Below are 20,424 nucleotides of genomic sequence, written 5' to 3' on the forward strand. Positions count from 1 at the left end.
CTGGGACCCGGGGCGCGCACCCCTGGGGCGTGCCGGGTCAGCCGACCTTCTCGAACTCCGGGTCGCGGCGCTCGGTGACCTCCGGGTTGCGGCTCTTCAGCACGGCCCAGCCGATGCCGAGGGCCGCGGCCCAGCCCGCCATGACGTAGAGGCAGACGCGGGAGTCGGCGTCGTAGGCGATGAGGCCGGTGACGAAGAGCAGGAAGACGATGGCGACCCAGCTGCACTTCGCGCCGCCGGGGGCCGGGAAGGAGGAGGCGGGCAGGCGGCCGGCGTCGACCGCGCGGCGGTAGAGGACGTGGCTGATCAGGATCATCAGCCAGGTCCAGATGCCGGCGGCGGTGGCGACGGAGACGACGTAGCCGAAGGCCTTCTCCGGGACGATGTAGTTCAGGATCACGCCGATGCCCATGAAGAGCACGGAGACGGTGATGCCGAACGCCGGGGTCTTCGTCGACGAGAGCTTGCTGAAGACGCGCGGGGCCTCGCCGTTGTCCGCGAGGGTGCGGAGCATACGGCCGGTGGAGTACATGCCCGAGTTGCAGGAGGACAGGGCCGCCGTCAGCACGACGAAGTTGACGATGGCCGCTCCGGCCGGGATGCCGATCTTGGCGAAGGCGGCGACGAAGGGGCTCACACCGGGCGCGAACTCGGTCCACTTGACCACGCAGAGGATGACGGTGAGGGCACCGACGTAGAAGAGCGCGATCCGCCAGGGCAGGGTGTTGATCGCCTTGGGGAGGGTCTTCTCCGGGTTCTCCGACTCGCCGGCCGTGACACCGACCAGCTCGACGGCGAGGTAGGCGAACATCACGCCCTGGAGGGTCATCAGGGAGGAGCCGATGCCCTTGGGGAAGAAGCCGTCGAAGGCCCAGAGGTTGGAGACGGCGGCGGTGTCACCGGCGGCGCTGAAGCCGAAGGTGAGGACGCCGAGGCCGATCACGATCATGCCGATCAGGGCGGTGACCTTGACCATCGAGAACCAGAACTCGATCTCGCCGAAGATCTTCACCGAGATCAGGTTGGCGGCGAACAGGACCACCAGGAAGACCAGGGCGGTGACCCACCGCGGGATCTCCGGCCACCAGTAGTTGACGTAGATCGCGGCGGCCGTGAGTTCGGCCATGCCGGTGACGACCCACATCAGCCAGTACGTCCAGCCGGTGAAGTAGCCGAAGAACGGGCCGAGGAACTCGCGGGAGTACTCCGCGAAGGAGCCCGAGACCGGGCGGTAGAGCAGCAGCTCGCCGAGCGCCCGCATGATGAAGAAGATGATGACGCCGGCGAGGGCGTACATGAAGATCAGGCTGGGGCCGGCCTTGGCGATGTTCGCCCCGGCTCCCAGGAAGAGGCCGACGCCGATGGCGCCGCCGATCGCGATCATCTGGACCTGACGGCTGCCGAGCCCGCGCTCGTACCCCTCTTCGGGTGCGTCGCCGCGTACGGCTTCGTCGCCGTTCTTGCTGACCTGAGCGGAGGTCATTGTGTGGTGCGCCTTTCTCCACGCTGGGCCGATCCGAGCCGTTCGTCGACCCCGGATCGGGTTCCGATCCCCCCGGATGTGATGGAGCTGTGCCTGGTCGGCGATGGCCGACTCGGTGGCGCACCCGAGCGGACATGGGTGGCGTCCGTCGGGCGGTCTGGAAGATTTAACACGGCCGCAACAGTGATCGGCCGGACGTCGTGTGGCGCACGGCACAGGGAGAAGCGGACAAAGAACACCCGCGAGGGCATCCCTCGCGGGTGCGGTGACACGATCGTTATCCGGATTTGAGTGTCCTCTGAGCGAACACGGAACGAATCCGGAGGGCCCCGAAACCAAACGAAAGGGGGATGGAAGGGGCCCTGGAAGGGACTCAGGCCATCAAGGTCGCGACGAGCGAGTCCTGGAGGCCGCCCAGCCACAGGTACGCCATCACCATCGGCTTGCGCGGGTCCTCGTCCGGGAGCCGGTAGAGGAGGTCGGTGTCCTCCTCGTCGACGACGTCGAGCCGGGAGCCGATGGCCAGACGCAGGTCGTTGAGGCAGCCGAGCCACTGCCGGGACTCCTCCGCCGACAGCTTGAGCACGGCGCCGCCCTCACCGGCCGCGGCCAGCGCGTCCAGGGAGTGGATCACCGCGAGGGCGTGGTCGCGCTTGCCGGCCCGCAGGTCGTTCTCGGTGAAGCGGCGGAACTCCGAGGAGTACGCCCGCTGCTCCTCCGCCTGCCGGGCCGTCGGGGTGCCCTCGGGGTCGATGTAGGCGTCCGGGAACAGCCGGAGCAGGACGGGATCCTTCGGCGGTTCGCTCGGGCCCTCGGCGAAGAGTTCGGCGAGCGGGTCGTCGCCCGCGTCCTCCGCCGGTCCCGGTCCGATCAGCTCCAGGAGCTGCACCGCCAGCGAGCGGATGATGGAGATCTCGACCTCGTCGAGCGCGACGGCCGCGCCGCCGCCGGGGAGCGATTCGAATTGTCCTGGCATCAGGTGCGTCGCTACTTCCGGTCCTGCTGGAGGGTGGCCCACAGGCCGTAGCCGTGCATGGCCTGCACGTCGCGTTCCATCTCCTCGCGTGTTCCGCTGGAGACGACCGCGCGGCCCTTGTGGTGGACGTCGAGCATGAGCTTGGTGGCCTTGTCCTTGGAGTACCCGAAGTACGTCTGGAAGACGTACGTCACGTAGCTCATCAGGTTCACCGGGTCGTTGTGGACGATCGTCACCCACGGCACGTCGGGTTCGGGTACGGCGAAGACCTCCTCCGCCGACTCGGTCTTCTCGATCTCCATGGGTACGGCTGCCGTCACACGGCCCATGCTGCCACCACAGGGGGGTGCCCGCACAAATGCGGGCCCGTGACCTGGGCCGACGAGAAACGACTCGCCGGAGTCCCGACGAAGATCCCCCAGAAATCGTCAGACTGACGAAATGGGAGTACGATCCCTTGCCATGAACACTGCGGACCTCGGTTTGCCGGTCGACGTCCCCTCGACCGCGCTCTTCACGGACCACTACGAACTCACGATGCTGCAGGCCGCGTTGAAGGCGGGCACGGCCGAGCGGCGATCGGTGTTCGAGGTCTTCACCCGGCGGCTGCCGGAGGGACGCCGGTACGGCGTGGTGGCCGGCACGGGACGGGTGCTGGACGCGGTCGAGAACTTCCGTTTCGACCCGGCCGTCCTCACCTTCCTGCGCGAACGCTCCGTCGTCGACGCGCAGACCCTCGACTGGCTCGCCGGCTACCGCTTCGGCGGCGACGTGTGGGGCTACCAGGAGGGCGAGGTCTACTTCCCGGGCTCGCCGATCATGCGAGTCGAGGGCACCTTCGCGGAGTGCGTGCTGCTGGAGACCGTGATCCTGTCCATCCTCAACCACGACTCGGCGATCGCGGCCGCCGCCTCCCGGATGTCCAGCGCCGCCGGGGAGCGCCCGCTGATCGAGATGGGCGCCCGGCGCACGCACGAGCTGGCCGCCGTGGCCGCCTCGCGCGCCGCATACGTCGGCGGCTTCACCTCCACCTCGGACCTGGCCGCCGGCTTCCGCTACGGCATTCCGACGGTCGGCACCAGCGCCCACGCCTTCACTCTGCTCCACGACCGCGAGCGGGACGCCTTTCAGGCCCAGGTGGACTCCCTCGGCCGCGACACCACGCTGCTAGTCGACACCTACGACGTCACCGAGGCCGTCCGCACGGCCGTGGACATCGCCGGGCCCGAGCTGGGCGCCGTGCGCATCGACTCCGGCGATCTGCTCCTCGTCGCCCACCGGGTGCGGCAGCAGCTGGACGAGCTGGGCGCGACGAACACCCGGATCATCGTGACCTCGGACCTCGACGAGTACGCCATCGCCTCGCTGGCGGCGGCGCCGGTGGACGCCTACGGCGTCGGGACGCAGCTGGTGACCGGCTCCGGGCACCCCACCTGCTCGATGGTCTACAAGCTGGTCGCCCGCGCGGAGTCCGCCGACCCCACGGAACCGCTGGTGCCGGTGGCGAAGAGGTCCAGCGGCGGGAAGACCTCCGTCGGGGGCCGCAAGTGGGCGGCCCGGCGGGTGGACGAGCACGGCGTGGCGGAGGCCGAGGTGATCGGCACCGGGCCGGTGCCGGACGACCTCCAGGAGCGTCAGCTGCTCGTCCCGCTGATCGAGGGCGGCCGGGTGCTCTCCCGGGAGCCCCTGGACGTCGTGCGCGAACGGCACGCGACCGCGCGGGCCGCCCTGCCGCTGTCGGCGACACAGCTGTCGCGCGGGGAGGCGGTCATTCCGACGGAGTACGTCTGAGCCGCCCTGGCACGTGCGGGAGGGTCAGCGGGGGCACGCTGGGGGTGAGCCGGAGTGAACGGGGCCGGCACGCTCCACCGCGAGCCCCCGAGCGCCCGCGCGACGGGCCCGTGCTCCGGTCCGCGCATCGGGCGAGCGCCGGATGCCCCCTCCCGAACAGCTCCCGAAGTCTCTAGGCTCGGAAGTTCGCAGTTTCCGACCGCATCCCGTCCCCACCCCACACCCGAGAACCGAAGAGTCGAAGGACACCGACACCATGCGCCGCGCCTTGATCGTCGTCGACGTGCAGAACGACTTCTGCGAGGGGGGCAGCCTCGCGGTGGCCGGCGGTGCCGATGTGGCCGCCGCCGTCACCGAACTGATCGGCCAGGCGGCCGGTCCCGGCTACCAGCACGTGGTGGCCACCCGTGACCACCACATCGCACCCGGTGGCCACTTCTCCGACAACCCCGACTACGTCCACTCCTGGCCCGCGCACTGCGTCGCCGGCACGGAGGGGGTGGGCTTCCACCCGAACTTCGCCCCGGCGATCGCCTCCGGCGCGGTGGACGCCGTGTTCGACAAGGGGGCGTACGAGGCGGCGTACAGCGGCTTCGAGGGCGCCGACGAGAACGGCACCTCCCTCGCCGACTGGCTCCGGGCCCGTGACATCACCGAGGTCGACGTCGTCGGCATCGCCACGGACCACTGCGTACGCGCCACCGCGCTGGACGCCGCACGCGCGGGCTTCCGCACCCAGGTCCTGCTGGACCTGACCGCCGGTGTGGCCGAGGAGACCACGGAGCGGGCCCTGGAGGAGCTGCGCGAGGCGGGCGTGGAGCTGTCGGGCAAGCCGGTCGTGTAGCCCCCGAGGGGGCTCTGCCGGGTCACACCCGCACCGTCGGCCTCCTCAGCAGCGCTCTGATCGGGTGCCACAGCTCCGGGGTCGTCGAGGCCGGGCAGACCCGGGACGTGCGCCATATCAGGCCGTCCGGGTGGTGCAGGACGGCCGTGATCTCGTCCAGGGTCGGGGGCGCCGCGTTGCCGCGGAGGTAGATCGCTCGCATGCCCAGGTTACGCAGGCGGGTCAGGGCCCTGGCGCGGTTCGCGGCCAGGACGAGCACCCGGACGGAGCCGTCGTCCGGCGGCGCCCACGGCGTGCCCGGAGTGGTCGCCCCGGGCAGGTTCAGGGCGACGACGACATTGCCGTCCGGCAGTTTGCAGAAACCTCCTGCGGCCATGCAGGTCACACCCCCGTGCGCGTCAGTGTCAATAAGAAGGCCACACCACGCACCTAAACACGTCCGGCCGCGACCCGCCAAGAGGGTCACGGCCGAACATGCTCTGACCTGCGGAAATACTGTTTACTTCACCGCGGGGCCGACCTGGACCGAGATCGTGGAGCCGTCCTCGGCCTCCTTGACGATCTTGATCTTGGTGTTGGTGTCAGTGATCTTGACACCGGCGAGCGGGGTCGCCTCGTCGTAGTAGGTGCTGGTCCGGTCGTTGAACGTGGACACACCCTTCGACGACGGGATCCTCGTCAGCACGTCCGCCTTGTGCAGCTTCAGACCGTCCGTGCGGTAGAGGCTGAAGGGCGAGTCGTAGGACTGGATCCGGCTGCGCATCACCGTGCCGTCGGCCCACTTCAGCGCCGCCGGGTGCGAGTCGACCGGCAGGACGAGACCCGTACCGGGGTGCACGCTGGTGTTGTTGTCCGCCTGCGAGGTGTCCCACTTCCAGATCAACAGACCGTTCTGGTAGGGGAAGTGCTCCACCCAGGACGGACGCGTGGTCGAGAAGCCGAAGTTGTACGGGCCGACCTTCAGGGTCTTGTCGTACGACACGTACTGACGGTTCTCGGCGATGTAGTACTGCGCGTACTCCTTGGCGAACGAAGCCCCGACGCGGGAGAAGCCCTTGGCGGTCCAGGCCGCGTCCGCGCTCTCCGCGTCGTCCGAGAAGACGGCGGAGCCGTCGGCGGTCACCGTGATCGCGTCGGCCGCGAAGCCCTTCGGGGCCACGCCGCCGTCCGTCTGGTAGCGGAAGCGGAGGTCGAACTTCTGGCCCGCGTAGGCGTCCAGGGAGTACGACAGCTTCTTGTACGCGGCGGAGGAACCGGTCAACGCGGGCTTGCCGCTGGCGTCGCGCGGGATCGCCGCGCCGTCCACCGTGCCGTCGACGGCGGTCCAGTTGGCGCCGCCGTCGGTCGACACCTCGGTGTAGAGGTAGTCGAACTCGGCCTCGATGTCGTACCAGCCGTCCAGGGTCAGCGCGGCCGAGGACTTGCCCGTGAGGTCCACGGAACGGGTCAGCGTGTTGGAGAGGTTGTCACCGCTGCCGCTCCACCACTGGGTCGACCCCTGCGCCGGCTCGACGATCTCGGTGGTGACCTCCTTCTTCGGGAGCTCCACCACCAGGGCCTGCTTGTCCTTGGTGTTGTACTCCGCCACCCCGAGCTTGTGCTTCGACTTCGTCGCGGCCTTCGCCGTGTCGTAGTTCAGCCAGCCGAGCTGCAGCTTGTCCCAGGCGGTCATGTCGCCGGGCAGGTCGCCGATGGCCTCCTTGCCGGTGCCGAGCCAGGAACCGGAGGACATCAGGGTCCAGAAGCCGGTGGAGTTGTCACCGCCGGCGGTGTCGTAGTGGTCCGGCAGACCGAGGTCGTGGCCGTACTCGTGGGCGAAGACACCGAGTCCGCCGTTCTCCGGCTGGATGGTGTAGTCGCCGACCCAGATGCCGGTGTCACCGATCTTGGCGCCGCCGAGCTTGTTGTCCGAAGGACCCGTCGCGCCCGCGTCGGTGCCGAACGCGTACCAGCGGTGCGCCCAGATGGCGTCCTCGCCCTGCGCGCCGCCGCCCGCGGACTCGTCCTCACCGGCGTGCACGATCTGGAAGTGGTCGACGTAGCCGTCCGGCTCGTTGAAGTCGCCGTCGCCGTCGAAGTCGTAGCGGTCCCACTGGTCGAACTCGGCGACGTCGGCCTTGATCTCCGCGTCGGTGCGCCCCGCTGCCTTCTGCTGGGCGACCCAGGACGTGAGACCGTCACTGACCACGTTCCACACGCTGGAGCAGTTGGTCTGGCCGCACTTGTTGTTGCCGTAGCGGGCCTCGTTGTAGGGGACCTTGACCCAGTCCGAGACCTCGCCCTCGATCGAGTAGCGGCCCGAGGACTGCTTCTCGTAGTACTTCTTCATCGACTCGGTCTTCTTGCCGGTGCCGAAGTACAGGTCCTGGAAGTGCTTCTGGTCGTAGTCCGCCTGCCAGGCCGTGGAGTTGTCCTGGGCGCGGTCCGGCTTGGCTATCTGGTTGTGCGCCGGGCCCGCGGTGCCGCCGTAGCGGCTGTCGACCTGGTCGCCGAACTCGACGAGGATCGTAAAGATCTTGTCGGTCTTCTCGCGGCCGAGCTCGACGTACTTGCTCTTGCCCTTCTTGCTCTTCAGCTGGACGACCTGCGAGCCGTCACGGTTCTTGACCGTGGCGTCGCCGGAGATGACCTGCTGAAGGGCTTCCTCGCGCTGGGCCTCCTGGGTCCTGCTCAGGGGGCCTTCGAGGTCGTGCTCGCCGGCGTGCTGGTGGTCCGACGGGTCGTGCCGGTCGACGGACGCCGCCGACGCGGTGTCGGCGGCCTGCGCCACGGTGAGGGCGGACAGGGTCGCCGCGGCCGTGGCGAGGGCGACACCGATCGCCGCCGCTCGAAACGTCCAGGGTCTGCTGGTCACTTGAGTTCCTCCCCCGCGTACCGTTCGCGCGGAAGGGGGATGGCCCCGATCGTGGAGGAGTCCGCGCGCGGTATACGCGTGTAGTCAAGTGGCGCCATTCGATCGGAGTTTCGACGCAAAAAACAGATCTTGACTTGGACAGGTCAAGTGGATTATCGGCGTCCAGGGGAAGCGCTTGTTCGTGATCCAGTCGTTATGCGCGCGGCCCGCCCGCCTCTCGAACCGGCGCGCATATGCGTCCACTTGCCGGACCCCATGAATCCGTGCGCCCCCTGTGCACCCGGCACCGTGTGTCAGGTCACGCTTACCCGTCGTTCCACTCGGGCACCCTGGCGAATAGAGTCGATTGGCGGAGCGCCGGAGGTCGGCAGAAGCCAAGCCGACCGCATTGCTTCACCTTCGATTCCCACTCCGAGGACACGATTGCCATGCCTCGTCCGACGACCGCACAGCTCGCCTACGGCTCCTGCACCGTGATCCTGTCCACCCTCGCCATGCTGCTGCTGTCACAGACGAGTTCCGGCGCGGGTATCGCGGTGATCGCCCTGTCCGCCCTGGCACTCGGCCTGCTCGTCGCGCTGACGGTGCCGCTGCCCAAGTCCGCGCCCGGCGCCGCCGCGCGCTCCAAGGCCTCCGCCGCCGCCCCGGCCCGGAGCCGGGTGACCGCGCGGTCCCAGGCCGTACGGGAACGCGTGCATGAGCGGATGGGTTCCTGACCCGGCACTGGGTGACAGTGTGCTGAAACGCTTCGGCGGGCCCGTGGTTCACGGACCCGCCGTCGTCGTGTGTGCGCCCCCGCGCTCGACCGGCCCGCACGAACCGATCCGCTCGACCGGCCCGCACGAACCGATCTTCTCGACCGGCCCGCACGAACCGATCCCCTCGACCGGCCCGCACGAACCGATCCCCTCGACCGGCCCGCACGAACCGATCCCCTCGACCGGCCCGCACGAACCGATTCCTCGACCGGCCCGCGCGACCGATCCCTCGACCGGCCCGCTCAAGCGGTGCTGACCACCACCGTCTTGGCCGCCTTGTCGTGCAGACCCTGTTTGTAGGGCTTGTCGAAGAAGCTCCAGCCGCCCGCGATCGCCGTCCAGATGCAGGCGCAGCAGAAGGCGAAGGGGATCCACAGCACGGCCGCGCGGATCAGCGCGGTCTGCACGGAGGGCGTGGAGCCGTCGTCGAGGTTCGCCACCCGCAGCTTCAGCAGCCTCTTGCCGAGGGTCTGGCCGTTCTTGACGGAGAAGTACGTGTCGTAGGCGATGTAGAGGACCGCCGCGAGCGCCTCCTGGGCGAAGGACTTGCCGAACTCGAAGTCGTCCGAGTCCACCGTGTACTGGCTGATCCGGAACGCCAAGGCCAGCAGCCCCACCACGATCCCCACCAGGATCATGTCGATGATCCGCGCGAGCACCCGCTTCCCGCTGTCGGCGAGCGGCGGCATGCCGGAGAGGGGGTCGTTGGGGTAGGGACGGCCGCCGTAGGGGTCACCACCGTACGGACCGCCGTCGTAGGGACCCCCGCCGTAGGGAGGCGGCTGGCCGCCAGGGGGCGGCTGACCGCCGTACGGCGGCTGCTGGGGCGGGGGGTCGTACGGGGAGCCGCCGCCCTGTGACGGTGGTGGCTGCTGCTTCCTGAACGGATCGTCGTCGGGTGACTGACCGGAGCCGGAGGGCGGCGGTTCGGTACTCATGGCCCGAGTCGACCGCGAACCCCCCGGCTCCGCATCCGGCACGGGGCCGTCCGGAGTACGGGGCCCGGGGGCGGCGGTCCGGGGGCGGCGGTCCGGTGCCCGCGGTGCCGCCCCGGACAGCCCCTAGTCGCCCGCCACGAAGGTGTGGGCCGCCTTGTCGTGCCAGCACTGGCGCCACGGCTTGTCCCACACGCACCACAGGACACCGACCACGCCGATGCCGAGCAGCCCGGAGACGGTGTGGACGAGCCAGCGGCGCAGGGAGCCCATGAACGACGGGGGCTCGTGGCCCTCGATGTCCCGGACCTCGATGCCGAACAGCCGCTTGCCGAGGGTGCGGCCCCACTTGGCGGTGGGCAGCACCTCGTACGCGGCGCTGACGAGGAACAGGACGCCCAGGATGATGCCCAGGTAGACGGAGGTCGTGCCGTCGACCAGCCAGACGGTGACCTTCTCGCCGGAGAGCTTGGCCGCGTCGATCTTCTCGTCGATGTGGTCGACCGCCTTGCCGCCGAACGGCACGGCCGCCACGGCCGTGACGCCGCCGACGACCAGGCTGTCCACCAGCCGGGCGGCCAGCCGTCTGCCGAGCCCCGCGGGCCTGGCCTCGGCCTGCCGGCGCGCGGCCGCCTGGAACGGGTCCTCGACGACCGGCTTCCACGGCGCGACCGGCTGCTCTCCGTCTCCCCCGGCCAGCCGGTGCACCTGCTGGGCCCAGGAGGGCTGCCCGCCGCCGATGCCGACGGCCATGGGGGTGTCGGCGGACTGCGGGGCCGCGGGCTGCTGGGGCACACCCGGCGTGAGCGGCGGGGCGGCGGCCTGCGGGGACGGGGTCTGGGCGGCCTGCGGGGCAGGTGGGAAGGCGCCGCCGAACGCGGGCTGCTGCGGGGCCGGGGCGGCAGGGGCCGCCGGGGCGACCGCCGAGGGAGCCGGAACGGAGGCCGCTGCCGCCGGGGCCGTGCCGCCCGACTGCGGACCCTGCTGCGGCACCGGAAGGTCCTGCGGTCCGGACGGTGCCGACGTGGGAGAGGAGGGCTGCGGGGCCAGGCCCAGGGCCTGCTGGGCGGCGACCTGGGCCGGGGACAGGTGCGCGCCGAAAGCGGCGGGGGCCGCGGGGGCCGCACCGTCCTGCTGTCCCGCGCGCGAGGAGGACGGACGGAACGTCATCGTGCCGTCCGTCGGGGCGGGTTCCGGGCCGGCGGCCGCCTCCGGGGGCCCGGAGCTGTTCGGTCGCCGGAAGAGCACCGTGCCCGGTGTGGACCCGGCCTCGTCGTCCGCCGGCGGGATGGTGGCCGTGCCGTCGGCGCTCGCCGTACGGCCGGGGTCACCGAACCCCGCGGCGCCGGGGTCACCGAACCCCGCGGCGCCGGTGGGGCCGGCCGGGCCACCGCCGCCGTCGGCGGAGCCACCCGCATCCCCCGTGCCGGTCGTGTCGGCCGTACCGGCCGAGAGGGAGAGGCGCGGGTCGGCGCCGGGGGCGGAACCCCAGGACACCCGGCGGTCCTTGTCGCCGCCGAAGCCGGTCTGGCGGGAGCGGTCGGCGCCCCACGCGGAGGCGGGCTCGGGGCGGGAGCCGTGCAGGGCGTTGTGGTCGGCGGCCGCCCTGGCCGCGTCGCCCGCGGGGTCCTCGTCGAAGAAGTGCGGGCCCGTCTCCTCCACGGCGCCGGACGAGCCGGAGCCGGGCGGCGGGGCGAGCGGCTCACCGTCGGAGGGCGCCGGACGGCTCGTACCCGGCACCCAGGCGGCACCGTTCCAGTACCGGACATATCCAGGAATGGACGGGTCCGGGTAATACCCTTCGCGGGGCCTGTCGTCACCGGGGGCCGGGGTTGGGGCGCTCATGTCCGTCGTCCCGTATCTGCTCGTGGGTTGGGTGGAGGCATCCAGATCTACCAGACGTCGGCACGGTCCATGACCGCTGCCTCCGGACCCGCCCCATTCGCGCACGGATCTGCTACGGGCGCGGCGGCCCGCCGGACGCGGCAGGAGGGTCGGTGGACTCGTCGGAAAAAAGTTTCGCGAACCCGCGTAATGCTTCGGGGCCCTGGCCCCTCTCACTCGTACGGGCCCGCCCACGGGCCCCGCCACGAGAGAGGAACGATCACCATGCGGCACACCGTCGTGGAGCGCGAGCTGGAGCTCAGACTCGTCCTGTCGCCCGAGCGCAGCGTCCCCGTGCCGGCCAAGCTGGCCTACCGCGGCGACGACCCGTACGCCGTCCACATCACCTTCCACGTCAACTCCGACCGGCCGGTGCACTGGACGTTCGCGCGGGAGCTGCTCGTCGAGGGGGTGTTCCGGCCGTGCGGGCACGGGGACGTGCGGGTGTGGCCGACGAAGGTGTCGGGCCGCAGCGTCGTCCTGATGGCGCTCAGCTCACCGGACGGGGACGCGCTGCTCGAGGCGCCCGCCGCCGCGGTGTCGGCCTGGCTGGAGCGGACCCTGCGGCTGGTCCCGCCGGGCGCGGAGTTCGACATGCTGGGCATCGACGACGGCCTGGCCCAACTGCTCGCCCAGTGAGGGGAGGGCGTCAGAACAGCTTGCCCGGGTTGAGGATGCCCAACGGGTCGAAGACGGACTTCACCGCCCGCTGCATCTCCATGCCCACCGGGCCGATCTCCCGGGCCAGCCACTCCTTCTTCAGGATGCCCACCCCGTGCTCGCCGGTGATCGTGCCGCCGAGTTCCAGACCGAGGGCCATGATCTCGTCGAAGGACTCGCGGGCGCGCCGGGACTCGTCGGGGTCCGCCGCGTCGAAGCAGACCGTGGGGTGCGTGTTGCCGTCGCCGGCGTGTGCGCAGACCCCGATGGTCAGGTCGTACTTCTCGGCGATGCGGTCGACGCCGTCGAGCAGCTCGCCGAGCCTGGAGCGCGGCACGCACACGTCGTCGATCATCGTCGTGCCCTTCACCGCCTCCAGCGCGGTGAGCGACAACCGCCGTGCCTGGAGCAGCAGTTCGGACTCGGCCGCGTCGTCCGCCGGGACGACCTGGGTGGCGCCCGCCGCCTCGCAGAGCGCGCCGACGGCGGCGAGGTCGGCGGCCGGGTCCGGGGTGTCGAAGGCGGCGAGCAGCAGCGCCTCGGTGGTCTCCGGCAGCCCCATGTGCGCGAGGTCGTTGACGGCCTTCACCGTCGTACGGTCCATGAGTTCGAGCAGCGACGGGACGTGCCCGCCGGCCATGATCCGGCACACCGCGTCGCAGGCGGCGGCCGCCGACGCGAACTCCGCCGCCAGCACCAGCTGCTGGGGCGGCTGCGGCTTGAGGGCGAGGGTCGCGCGGACGACGATGCCGAGCGAGCCCTCCGAGCCGACGAAGAGCCGGGTGAGGTCGTAGCCGGCGACGCCCTTCGCGGTGCGCCTGCCGGTGGACATCAGCCGGCCGTCGGCGAGCACGACGTCCAGGCCGAGGACGTACTCGGCGGTCACCCCGTACTTCACGCAGCACAGGCCGCCGGAGGCCGTGCCGATGTTGCCGCCGATCGTGCACATCTCCCAGCTGGAGGGGTCCGGCGGGTAGCAGAGGCCGTGTTCGTTGACCGCCCGGGAGAGGGCGGCGTTGACGACGCCGGGTTCGACGACGGCGATGCGGTCGACCGGGTTGATCTCGAGGATCCGGTCCATCTTCGTCAGGGACAGCACGATGCAGCCCTCGGAGGCGTTGGCGCCGCCGGAGAGGCCGGTGCGGGCGCCCTGCGGGACCACCGGGACGCGTAGTGCGGTGGCGGTCCGCATGACGTGCTGCACCTGTTCGACGGTCCGGGGCAGGACGACGACCGCGGGGACACCGGCCTCGCAGAAGCTCGCCATGTCGTTGGCGTAGGAGGTGGTGACGTCCTGATCGACGAGGACCGCCTCCGGCGGCAGGCCGCTGAGCAGTCGGTCGACGAGGTTGCCGGTCGTCTCGTCGGACGGGGCTTGGATACGGCTCATGATCACAGGTTCGCACTCGCGGCCATCGGTGTGAACCCGTCGGCGCGAGCGTTCGGGTGCGGGATGTGGTCGTCGTATTGACGCACAGTGACGGCATGTCTGTGGAGAACGAGCAGCGGGCGGTGCGGCGGTGGCCCGCCGGGTGGCGGGCCACCGGGCAGGGGTGGCGGGTGGTCTGGGCCGTCGTCGGGTGTTTCGTGCTCGGGGGTGTGCTGATGGTGGTGCCGCCGGACGGGGGTGACGACGGGGGCGGCGGGCGAGAGGCGCGGGTGGTGGGCGTGGCCGGGCCCGAGGGGCGGCGGGCGGGGGCCGTTCCGGCTGCCCGGCTGCTCCCCGGGGTGCCTGCCGCGCTGCCCGACGTGGCGGCGACCGTGCGGGAGCGGGAGGCGCGGGTGCGGGCCCGGCCGCGTGACCATGTCTCGTGGGCGGTGCTCGGCGTGGCGTACGTCGAACGGGCCCGCCGGACCGGTGGCGTCATGGACCACCCCCGGGCCGAACGCGCCCTGCGGACCTCGCTGCGGCTCCGGCCGAGCGGCAACGCGGACGCCCTCGAAGGCCTCACCGCCCTCGCGGTCGCCCGCCGGGACTTCCGGGCGGCGAAACGCCTGGGCGAGGAGGCCGTACGGGTGGCGCCGGGGCGCTGGACCGCGTACGCCCTGCTCATCGACGCGTACGACGGGCTCGGCCGGTACAAGGCCGCCCGCGCGACCGCCGACCGGATGCTCGCCGTCGACTCCGGGCCGGCGGCCAGGGCGCGGGCGGCGCGGGTGCACTGGGACCAGGGGGCGCGCGAGGACGCGGCCGCGGCGCTCTCGGACGCGGCGGCCACGGAGACGTCGGCCGCGGGGCCGTCGGCCGCGGGTGCGGCGTGGTGGGTCCGGGCCGGGGAGCTGGCCTGGGAGCGGGGGGAGGGGGAGCAGTCGTTGCGGTACTGCGAGGCCGGCGGCTCCGGCGCCGCCGGGGGTGAGCCGGAGGCCGACGCGTGCCGGGGGCGTGCGCTGGCGGCGCTGGGGCGGACGGCGGAGGCGGTGCGGGCGTACCGGGTGGCGCTGTCGCGGCGGCCGTCAGCCGAAGTGGCGTTGCGGCTGGGCGAGTTGTACGAGTCGCTGGGGCGGGCGAAGGAGGCGCGGGAGCAGTACGGCGTGGTGCGGACGCTGGCGGCGCGGTCCGCCGCGGGCGGGGTGAACGAGTCGCTCGTCCTCGGGGCGCTGGAGGCGGACCACGGGGATCCGGCGGAGGCGGTGCGGGTGCTGCGGGCGGAGTGGGAGCGGCAGCCGGGGTTGCGGGTCGCCGATGCGCTGGGGTGGGCGTTGCATCGGGCCGGGGCGGACGAGGAGGCACTGGGGTTCGCGCGGCGGGCGACGGATCGGGCGCGGGGTGGGGAGGTGCGGAGTGCGGTGTACGCGTATCACCGGGGGGTGATCGAGCGGGCGGTGGGGTTGGAGGCGGCGGGGCGGCGGCATCTGGAGGAGGCGTGGCGGTTGAATCCGTATGTGGTGGGGGGTGGGTGAGGCGCGGGAGGGGGTGGGGGTGCGTGTTTCGTCGGCGGGTGCGGGTGATTCGTGGTTTCTCGCGCAGTTCCCCGCGCCCCTAAAAGCTGCGCGAGAAGCCCCACCGGAGCCGCAGTCGCCGACGAACCCGCACCCCCGAGCCATCAGGCGCCCCGCCCTCACAAGTTCCCCCTCTTCTCCTGCTCCCTCTCGATCGCCTCGAACAGCGCCTTGAAGTTGCCCTTGCCGAACCCCATCGACCCGTGCCGCTCGATGATCTCGAAGAAGACCGTCGGCCGGTCCTGGACCGGCTTGGTGAAGATCTGCAGCAGGTACCCGTCCTCGTCCCGGTCCGCGAGGATCTTCAATGCGCGGAGGGTGTCCACGGGGACCCGGGTGTCGCCGACCCACTCCCCCAGCGTGTCGTAGTAGGAGTCCGGCGTGGCGAGGAACTCGACACCCGCCGCCCGCATCGTCCGTACCGTCCCCACGATGTCGTTCGTGTTGAGCGCGATGTGCTGGACGCCCGCGCCGCCGTAGAACTCCAGGTACTCGTCGATCTGGGACTTCTTCCTGGCGAGGGCGGGCTCGTTGATGGGGAACTTGACCTTGAGCGTGCCGTCCGCCACGACCTTCGACATCAGCGCGCTGTACTCGGTGGCGATGTCGTCGCCCACGAACTCCTTCATGTTGGTGAAGCCCATGACGCGGTTGTAGAACTCCACCCATTCGTTCATGCGACCGAGTTCGACGTTGCCCACACAGTGGTCGATGGCCTGGAACGTGCGCCGGGCGGGCGGCTCGACGAGGGGGTCCGCGGCGACGTAGCCGGGGAGGTAGGGCCCGTCGTAGCCGGCGCGCTCGACGAGGGTGTGCCGGGTCGTGCCGTACGTGGCGATCGCGGCCAGCACCACCGTGCCGTGCTCGTCCTCCATCTCGTACGGCTCGGTGACGGACCGCGCGCCGTGTTCGACGGCGTAGGCGTACGCGCGGCGGGCGTCCGGGACCTCGATGGCGAGGTCGACGACGCCGTCGCCGTGCTCGGCGACGTGCTCGGCGAGGAAGTGGCCCCAGGTGGTGGCGGGTTTGACGACCGAGGTGAGGACGAACCGGGCCGAGCCGTTCTCCAGGACGTAGCTCGCCGTCTCGCGGCTGCCGGTCTCGGGGCCGGCGTAGGCGACGAGGCGCATGCCGAACGCCGTGGAGTAGTAGTGGGCGGCCTGTTTGGCGTTGCCCACCGCGAAGACGACCGCGTCCATTCCCTCGACCGGGAAGGGGTCCGCCTGCCGTGCGGCGCCGGGGACGTCGTGTGTGCCGTGCGTGCCGTGTGTGTGCGCGGAGGTGGCTGCCATGACCGCAGAGTCCTCCGCGCCCACAAGATGTGCAACAGTTGGCGTATCCGCTGGTCAATCTGTTCAGCGATATATCCTTCTCACGGCTTGTTCCGCACAGCATGACCACCTCGGGAGGTCCGGTGGCGATCGATCATCTGGACGGGCGGTTGATCGTCCTGCTCGCACGCGAGCCCCGGATCGGGGTGCTGGAGATGTCCCGGCGGCTGGGGGTCGCGCGGGGCACGGTGCAGGCCCGGCTGGACCGGCTTCAGTCGAACGGCGTCATCCGCGGGTTCGGTCCGGAGGTGGATCCGGCCGCGCTCGGCTACCCGGTCACGGCGTTCGCGACCCTGCAGATCCGGCAGGGGCAGGGGGCGGACGTGCGGGCGCACCTGGCGACCGTGCCGGAGGTGCTGGAGCTGCACACGACGACCGGCAGCGGGGACATGCTGTGCCGGCTGGTGGCCCGTTCGAACGCCGATCTCCAGCGGGTGATCGACCGGGTCGTCGGGTTCGACGGCATCGTCCGGGCCGCCACGGCGATCGTCATGGAGAACCCCGTTCCGCTGCGGATCATCCCGCTGGTGGAGCAGGAGGCCCTTCGCGAACGCACCGACGGCTGATCGCGGACCGCCTTCGCCGCCCTCCTGGCCGTCCCCCTCAGCATGGTCGAGCCGGGGAGCCTCGGCAGGCGCAGGTCAGCAGCTCGGTACGGACCCCTTGCCCGTCTCCAGCGCGACGAGGGAGCCGACCGCGCCCTTCAGGGTCGTCACCGGGACGAGCCGCAGCCCCTTGGGCAGCTCGGTCTTCGCGTCGGAGCACTCGGCCTCGGGGACCAGGAAGACGGTCGCGCCGTCGCGGCGGGCGGCCTGGGTCTTGAGGGCGACCCCGCCCACCGGACCCACCTTGCCCGAGGTGTCGATGGTCCCCGTCCCGGCGATGACCCGGCCGCCCGTGAGGTCGCCCCCGCTGCCGTCGCCGTCGAGCTTGTCGATGATCCCGAGGGAGAAGAGCAGCCCCGCGCTGGGGCCGCCGACGTCGGCGAGCCGCAGGGTGACCTCGACGTCCCCGGAGTCCTCGCCGAGGTAGGCGAGCGCGGCCTCGGTGGCGGTGTCCTGGGACTCCTTCATCTCGGCCTCGTTGTGCTCCTGGATCTCCTCGGTGGTGTCGCCGCTCGGGTAGACCGCCTCGCGCGGCATGACGGCCTGGTCGGTGCGGAACCAGCCGTCGAGCACATCGCCGAGGCCGACGCGGGCGTCCGGTCCCGTCGCCTCGATCGTCGTCATCCGCAGCTGACCGCTGGTCTTCCGGGCCTGCGCGCCGTTGATCGTGATCACCGGCTCGCCCTTGTTCTCGCCGAGCACGTTCGCCGTCATCCCCGGCTGCGCCACGGAGAACGGCAGCGGCGCGAGCGCCACCGTGACGAGCAGCCCCACCACCGGCAGGGCGCTGATGGCTACGGCGACGGGACGCGAAAGGCTGGAGAGACGAGAGAGCACGGGATCAATCTAACGTGAGGGGCACTTCCGGCCAGGGGGCGGTGGCGCCGCGGGGCCTCAGTTGACGTCCACGTCCTCGAAGAGCGCGAGGAGCTGCGTCAGCACCCGTACGCAGGAGTCGACGTCGGCCGCCGTCAGCTCGCCTCCGGTCTGCTTCAGCAGCGCGCTCTCCCGGGCGACCAGCGCGTCGATGGTCGTACGGCCGGTGTCGGTCAGCCGGATCAGGGAGGAGCGCTGGTGGGCGGGGTTGGGGATGGCCTCGACGAGGTCCCGCCCGGCCGCCTCGTTGACCATCCGCTGCACGAACTGCCTGCTCAGCGCGAGTGTGCGCCCCATCTGCGGCACGGTCATCGGCCGCCCGGCCATACGCAACAGCTCCAGGACCGCGCGTACGCCGACCGGGAAGCCCTCCTTCCGTTCCTTCAGCTCCAGTGCGCGGGTCGTCCGCCGGTAGAGCGGCCCCAGGACGGCGAACACCTCGGACAGCCGCCCGGCGAGCACCTCGGGCGGCAGCGGCTCATTGGTCTCGGTCACGGGCTCATTGTCTTCCACGCCCCATCGCACCCCTCACGGAAAAATGACAACTGGGTTGTCACCCTTCCCTCAATATGACAACTTAGTTGTCATGACTGATGCCACACAGATCCTCACGCACACGTTCGTGTCCGACGACGGCCCCCTGGCCTACCAGGACGCCGGTGCGGGCACCCCGCTCGTCCTGCTGCACGGCGGCTTCACGGACCACACCATGTGGCGCGATCTGGTGCCCGCGCTGACGGCGGCGGGCCACCGGGTCATCGCCCCGGACGCGCGAGGGCACGGCGCGTCCGCCAACGCGAGCAAGCCGTTCCGCTTCACCGACGACCTCGCCGCACTGCTGCGCCACCTGGACACGGGCCCCGCGATCCTGGTCGGCATGTCGATGGGCGGGGGCACGGCGGTCGACACGGCTCTGGAACATCCCGACCTGGTACGCGCGCTCGTCGTCAGCGGCGTCGGCACCAGCGAGCCCGAGTTCACGGACCCCTGGACCAAGGACAGCGTCGCCCGGTACTACGGGACGCTGATGTCCGGCGACATCGAGGGCTGGCTGGAAGTGGTCGGGGAAGGGGTCGCCGGTCCGCACCGCGCGGTCGACGACGTGGACCCCGACATCGTCCGGCGGGTACGGGAGATGAGCCGGGCCACCGCCCTCAAACACACCGTCGGCGAGAAGGACTGGCACGTCCCGGTCACGGACACCTGGGCCCGCGCCGCAGGCATCACCGTCCCCACCCTCGCGATCAACGGCGCCCTGGACGCCCCCGACCTCATCGCCATGGCCGAGCGCCTGGTCACCACGGTCGCCGCGGTCGCCCCGAAGGGCCACGCCATCACGATCGAAGGGGTCGGCCACTACGCGAACATGGAGCAGCCGGACGTCTTCACCGCACACCTGCTGAACTGGCTGGACTCACTGAACCCGCGCCCCTGACCGGCGCGCCCCGCATCACCGGAGGGCGTGTCACCGAAGGGCGTCCCACCGCGGGGAATCTCGGGCACGGGCATGTCACCGAAGCGCGTCGGCGACCTCCCGTGCCGCGTCCATCACCCGCGGCCCCACCCTCTCCGGCACCGCGTCGGCCAGCATCACCACGCCCACGCTGCCCTCGACGCCCGTCACCCCGAGCAGCGGTGCGGCGGCCCCGCTCGCCCCCGCCTCCAGCTCGCCGTGCGTGAGCGTGTATCCCGGCCAGTCCCCCGGCTGCTGCCGCCCCGACAGGATGGCCCGACCCGCGGCGCCCCGGTCGAGCGAGTGCCGGAACCCGGCGCGGTACGCCACGTGGTAGTCCGTCCACGTCGGCTCGACCACGGCGACGGCCAGTGCCTCGGTGCCGTCGACGAGCGTGAGGTGGGCGGTCGCCCCTATGTCCTCGGCCAGCGATCGCAGCGCGGGCAGCGCGGCCTCCCGTACCAACGGATGTACCTGCCGCCCGAGACGCAGCACCCCCAGCCCCACCCGGGCACGTCCGCCCAGGTCACGACGGACGAGGGAGTGCTGCTCCAGGGTGGCGAGCAGGCGGTAGACAACGGTCCGGTTGACCCCGAGCTTGTTGGACAGTTCGGTGACGGTCAGCCCGTGGTCGGTGTCGGCGAGCAGCTTGAGGACGCGCAGTCCCCGATCAAGCGTCTGAGAGGTCTCCGCGGTCACGACGCCCACTCCTTCTTGGTGAGGGCGGCGACCTCTGTCACGGCTGATGCGTCACCGGTCCCGTTCGGCGACGCGCTACAGAGGCCGCCGATCGGCTGAACCCGGATGATCCGGGCGGAGTCGCTTCACGGCTGCGCTCCGCGGCGGCGCTGCCACGGGGCGTGTGCGTAGCGGGACAGTAGACGAGCGGGTTCGCTGAGCGGAAGACTCCGTCCAGAATCCGGGCAGTGACCGGTACGGACTACTTCGCTTTGTCGCGAAATGTACGGGCGCACCGCGCACGCCGAGCTCCCCGGAGCGCGCGCTGCGCGCGAAGAGTTGGAGGCGCCCCGGAG

At 71.2% G+C, this 20,424-nt stretch carries 19 protein-coding genes; 7 read left to right on the plus strand and 12 right to left on the minus strand.

The annotated features are described in order from the left end of the window. Nucleotides 1-37 precede the first annotated feature (37 nt). The 3 genes from ACZ52C_RS24420 to clpS all read right to left on the minus strand — a co-directional run bounded on the left by ACZ52C_RS24420 (nucleotide 38) and on the right by clpS (nucleotide 2,788). Nucleotides 38-1,483, minus strand: coding sequence for an amino acid permease (locus ACZ52C_RS24420; RefSeq protein WP_469076735.1), 1,446 nt, complete (start codon nucleotides 1,481-1,483; stop codon nucleotides 38-40). Nucleotides 1,484-1,856: 373 nt separating this feature from the next. Next, on the minus strand, nucleotides 1,857-2,459 hold the full coding sequence (locus ACZ52C_RS24425) for a DUF2017 domain-containing protein (RefSeq protein WP_469076736.1): 603 nt from the start codon (nucleotides 2,457-2,459) through the stop codon (nucleotides 1,857-1,859). Between the two features lie 11 nt (nucleotides 2,460-2,470). Beyond that, nucleotides 2,471-2,788, minus strand: a complete 318-nt coding sequence (clpS, locus tag ACZ52C_RS24430) for an ATP-dependent Clp protease adapter ClpS (protein WP_220648502.1) — start codon at nucleotides 2,786-2,788, stop codon at nucleotides 2,471-2,473. A 133-nt stretch (nucleotides 2,789-2,921) separates the two neighbouring features. On the opposite strand from clpS, the gene ACZ52C_RS24435 reads away from it, so the two are divergent. Both ACZ52C_RS24435 and ACZ52C_RS24440 read left to right on the plus strand, forming a co-directional pair. Then, nucleotides 2,922-4,250 (plus strand): nicotinate phosphoribosyltransferase, encoded by a 1,329-nt coding sequence (locus tag ACZ52C_RS24435; RefSeq protein ID WP_469076737.1) that lies wholly within the window; start codon nucleotides 2,922-2,924, stop codon nucleotides 4,248-4,250. Nucleotides 4,251-4,506: 256 nt separating this feature from the next. Then, nucleotides 4,507-5,094 carry an isochorismatase family protein gene (locus tag ACZ52C_RS24440; RefSeq protein WP_469076738.1) on the plus strand — a complete coding sequence of 196 codons (588 nt, stop codon included), beginning with the start codon at nucleotides 4,507-4,509 and terminating at the stop codon, nucleotides 5,092-5,094. A gap of 22 nt (nucleotides 5,095-5,116) precedes the next feature. Here ACZ52C_RS24440 and ACZ52C_RS24445 read toward each other — a convergent pair whose 3' ends face one another. Both ACZ52C_RS24445 and ACZ52C_RS24450 read right to left on the minus strand, forming a co-directional pair. Next, on the minus strand, nucleotides 5,117-5,470 hold the full coding sequence (locus ACZ52C_RS24445; protein ID WP_045560664.1) for a hypothetical protein: 354 nt from the start codon (nucleotides 5,468-5,470) through the stop codon (nucleotides 5,117-5,119). 123 nt (nucleotides 5,471-5,593) lie between these two features. Further along, nucleotides 5,594-7,948 carry an immune inhibitor A domain-containing protein gene (locus ACZ52C_RS24450; RefSeq protein ID WP_469076739.1) on the minus strand — a complete coding sequence of 785 codons (2,355 nt, stop codon included), beginning with the start codon at nucleotides 7,946-7,948 and terminating at the stop codon, nucleotides 5,594-5,596. Nucleotides 7,949-8,376: 428 nt separating this feature from the next. Here ACZ52C_RS24450 and ACZ52C_RS24455 point away from each other — a divergent pair, with 428 nt between their 5' ends. Next, entirely contained in the window at nucleotides 8,377-8,664 is a 288-nt protein-coding gene (locus ACZ52C_RS24455) for a hypothetical protein (protein ID WP_469076740.1), read from the plus strand. Nucleotides 8,665-8,948: 284 nt separating this feature from the next. On the opposite strand, the gene ACZ52C_RS24460 is transcribed toward ACZ52C_RS24455, so the two are convergent. Further along, nucleotides 8,949-9,644 (minus strand): RDD family protein, encoded by a 696-nt coding sequence (locus ACZ52C_RS24460; RefSeq protein WP_469076741.1) that lies wholly within the window; start codon nucleotides 9,642-9,644, stop codon nucleotides 8,949-8,951. Between the two features lie 123 nt (nucleotides 9,645-9,767). Beyond that, complete coding sequence (locus ACZ52C_RS24465; RefSeq protein WP_469076742.1) at nucleotides 9,768-11,486, minus strand: RDD family protein; 1,719 nt, start codon at nucleotides 11,484-11,486, stop codon at nucleotides 9,768-9,770. Nucleotides 11,487-11,750: 264 nt separating this feature from the next. Here ACZ52C_RS24465 and ACZ52C_RS24470 point away from each other — a divergent pair, with 264 nt between their 5' ends. Next, nucleotides 11,751-12,164, plus strand: a complete 414-nt coding sequence (locus ACZ52C_RS24470; RefSeq protein WP_469076743.1) for an SsgA family sporulation/cell division regulator — start codon at nucleotides 11,751-11,753, stop codon at nucleotides 12,162-12,164. A gap of 10 nt (nucleotides 12,165-12,174) precedes the next feature. Here the strand turns inward: ACZ52C_RS24470 and ACZ52C_RS24475 are convergent, their stop codons facing one another. Next, nucleotides 12,175-13,581 (minus strand): FAD-binding oxidoreductase, encoded by a 1,407-nt coding sequence (locus ACZ52C_RS24475; protein ID WP_469076744.1) that lies wholly within the window; start codon nucleotides 13,579-13,581, stop codon nucleotides 12,175-12,177. A gap of 89 nt (nucleotides 13,582-13,670) precedes the next feature. On the opposite strand from ACZ52C_RS24475, the gene ACZ52C_RS24480 reads away from it, so the two are divergent. After that, nucleotides 13,671-15,086, plus strand: a complete 1,416-nt coding sequence (locus ACZ52C_RS24480) for a tetratricopeptide repeat protein (protein ID WP_469076745.1) — start codon at nucleotides 13,671-13,673, stop codon at nucleotides 15,084-15,086. Nucleotides 15,087-15,244: 158 nt separating this feature from the next. Here the strand turns inward: ACZ52C_RS24480 and hppD are convergent, their stop codons facing one another. Then, nucleotides 15,245-16,417 carry a 4-hydroxyphenylpyruvate dioxygenase gene (gene hppD, locus ACZ52C_RS24485; protein ID WP_469076746.1) on the minus strand — a complete coding sequence of 391 codons (1,173 nt, stop codon included), beginning with the start codon at nucleotides 16,415-16,417 and terminating at the stop codon, nucleotides 15,245-15,247. A gap of 122 nt (nucleotides 16,418-16,539) precedes the next feature. Between hppD and ACZ52C_RS24490 the strand changes: the two genes are divergently transcribed. Continuing rightward, entirely contained in the window at nucleotides 16,540-17,022 is a 483-nt protein-coding gene (locus ACZ52C_RS24490; protein ID WP_179202737.1) for an Lrp/AsnC family transcriptional regulator, read from the plus strand. Nucleotides 17,023-17,097: 75 nt separating this feature from the next. On the opposite strand, the gene ACZ52C_RS24495 is transcribed toward ACZ52C_RS24490, so the two are convergent. Both ACZ52C_RS24495 and ACZ52C_RS24500 read right to left on the minus strand, forming a co-directional pair. After that, a complete protein-coding gene (locus ACZ52C_RS24495; RefSeq protein WP_469076747.1) occupies nucleotides 17,098-17,898 on the minus strand; it encodes a S16 family serine protease in 801 nt (266 codons plus the stop codon). Between the two features lie 57 nt (nucleotides 17,899-17,955). After that, entirely contained in the window at nucleotides 17,956-18,432 is a 477-nt protein-coding gene (locus ACZ52C_RS24500; protein WP_469076748.1) for a MarR family winged helix-turn-helix transcriptional regulator, read from the minus strand. A 91-nt stretch (nucleotides 18,433-18,523) separates the two neighbouring features. Here ACZ52C_RS24500 and ACZ52C_RS24505 point away from each other — a divergent pair, with 91 nt between their 5' ends. Beyond that, on the plus strand, nucleotides 18,524-19,372 hold the full coding sequence (locus tag ACZ52C_RS24505; protein ID WP_469076749.1) for an alpha/beta fold hydrolase: 849 nt from the start codon (nucleotides 18,524-18,526) through the stop codon (nucleotides 19,370-19,372). 75 nt (nucleotides 19,373-19,447) lie between these two features. Here ACZ52C_RS24505 and ACZ52C_RS24510 read toward each other — a convergent pair whose 3' ends face one another. Further along, on the minus strand, nucleotides 19,448-20,089 hold the full coding sequence (locus ACZ52C_RS24510; RefSeq protein WP_013003228.1) for an IclR family transcriptional regulator: 642 nt from the start codon (nucleotides 20,087-20,089) through the stop codon (nucleotides 19,448-19,450). Nucleotides 20,090-20,424: the final 335 nt, after the last annotated feature.

This window comes from Streptomyces sp. NPDC034049 (assembly GCF_055575575.1).

Coding starts and splice junctions, on each gene's coding strand:
- ACZ52C_RS24470 (WP_469076743.1), top strand. CDS start 11,751: ATGCGGCACACCGTCGTGGAGCGCGAGCTGGAGCTCAGACTCGTCCTG.
- clpS (WP_220648502.1), bottom strand. CDS start 2,788: ATGGGCCGTGTGACGGCAGCCGTACCCATGGAGATCGAGAAGACCGAG.
- ACZ52C_RS24420 (WP_469076735.1), bottom strand. CDS start 1,483: ATGACCTCCGCTCAGGTCAGCAAGAACGGCGACGAAGCCGTACGCGGC.
- ACZ52C_RS24425 (WP_469076736.1), bottom strand. CDS start 2,459: ATGCCAGGACAATTCGAATCGCTCCCCGGCGGCGGCGCGGCCGTCGCG.
- ACZ52C_RS24505 (WP_469076749.1), top strand. CDS start 18,524: ATGACTGATGCCACACAGATCCTCACGCACACGTTCGTGTCCGACGAC.
- ACZ52C_RS24455 (WP_469076740.1), top strand. CDS start 8,377: ATGCCTCGTCCGACGACCGCACAGCTCGCCTACGGCTCCTGCACCGTG.
- ACZ52C_RS24440 (WP_469076738.1), top strand. CDS start 4,507: ATGCGCCGCGCCTTGATCGTCGTCGACGTGCAGAACGACTTCTGCGAG.
- ACZ52C_RS24465 (WP_469076742.1), bottom strand. CDS start 11,486: ATGAGCGCCCCAACCCCGGCCCCCGGTGACGACAGGCCCCGCGAAGGG.
- ACZ52C_RS24435 (WP_469076737.1), top strand. CDS start 2,922: ATGAACACTGCGGACCTCGGTTTGCCGGTCGACGTCCCCTCGACCGCG.
- ACZ52C_RS24445 (WP_045560664.1), bottom strand. CDS start 5,470: ATGGCCGCAGGAGGTTTCTGCAAACTGCCGGACGGCAATGTCGTCGTC.
- hppD (WP_469076746.1), bottom strand. CDS start 16,417: ATGGCAGCCACCTCCGCGCACACACACGGCACGCACGGCACACACGAC.
- ACZ52C_RS24480 (WP_469076745.1), top strand. CDS start 13,671: ATGTCTGTGGAGAACGAGCAGCGGGCGGTGCGGCGGTGGCCCGCCGGG.
- ACZ52C_RS24460 (WP_469076741.1), bottom strand. CDS start 9,644: ATGAGTACCGAACCGCCGCCCTCCGGCTCCGGTCAGTCACCCGACGAC.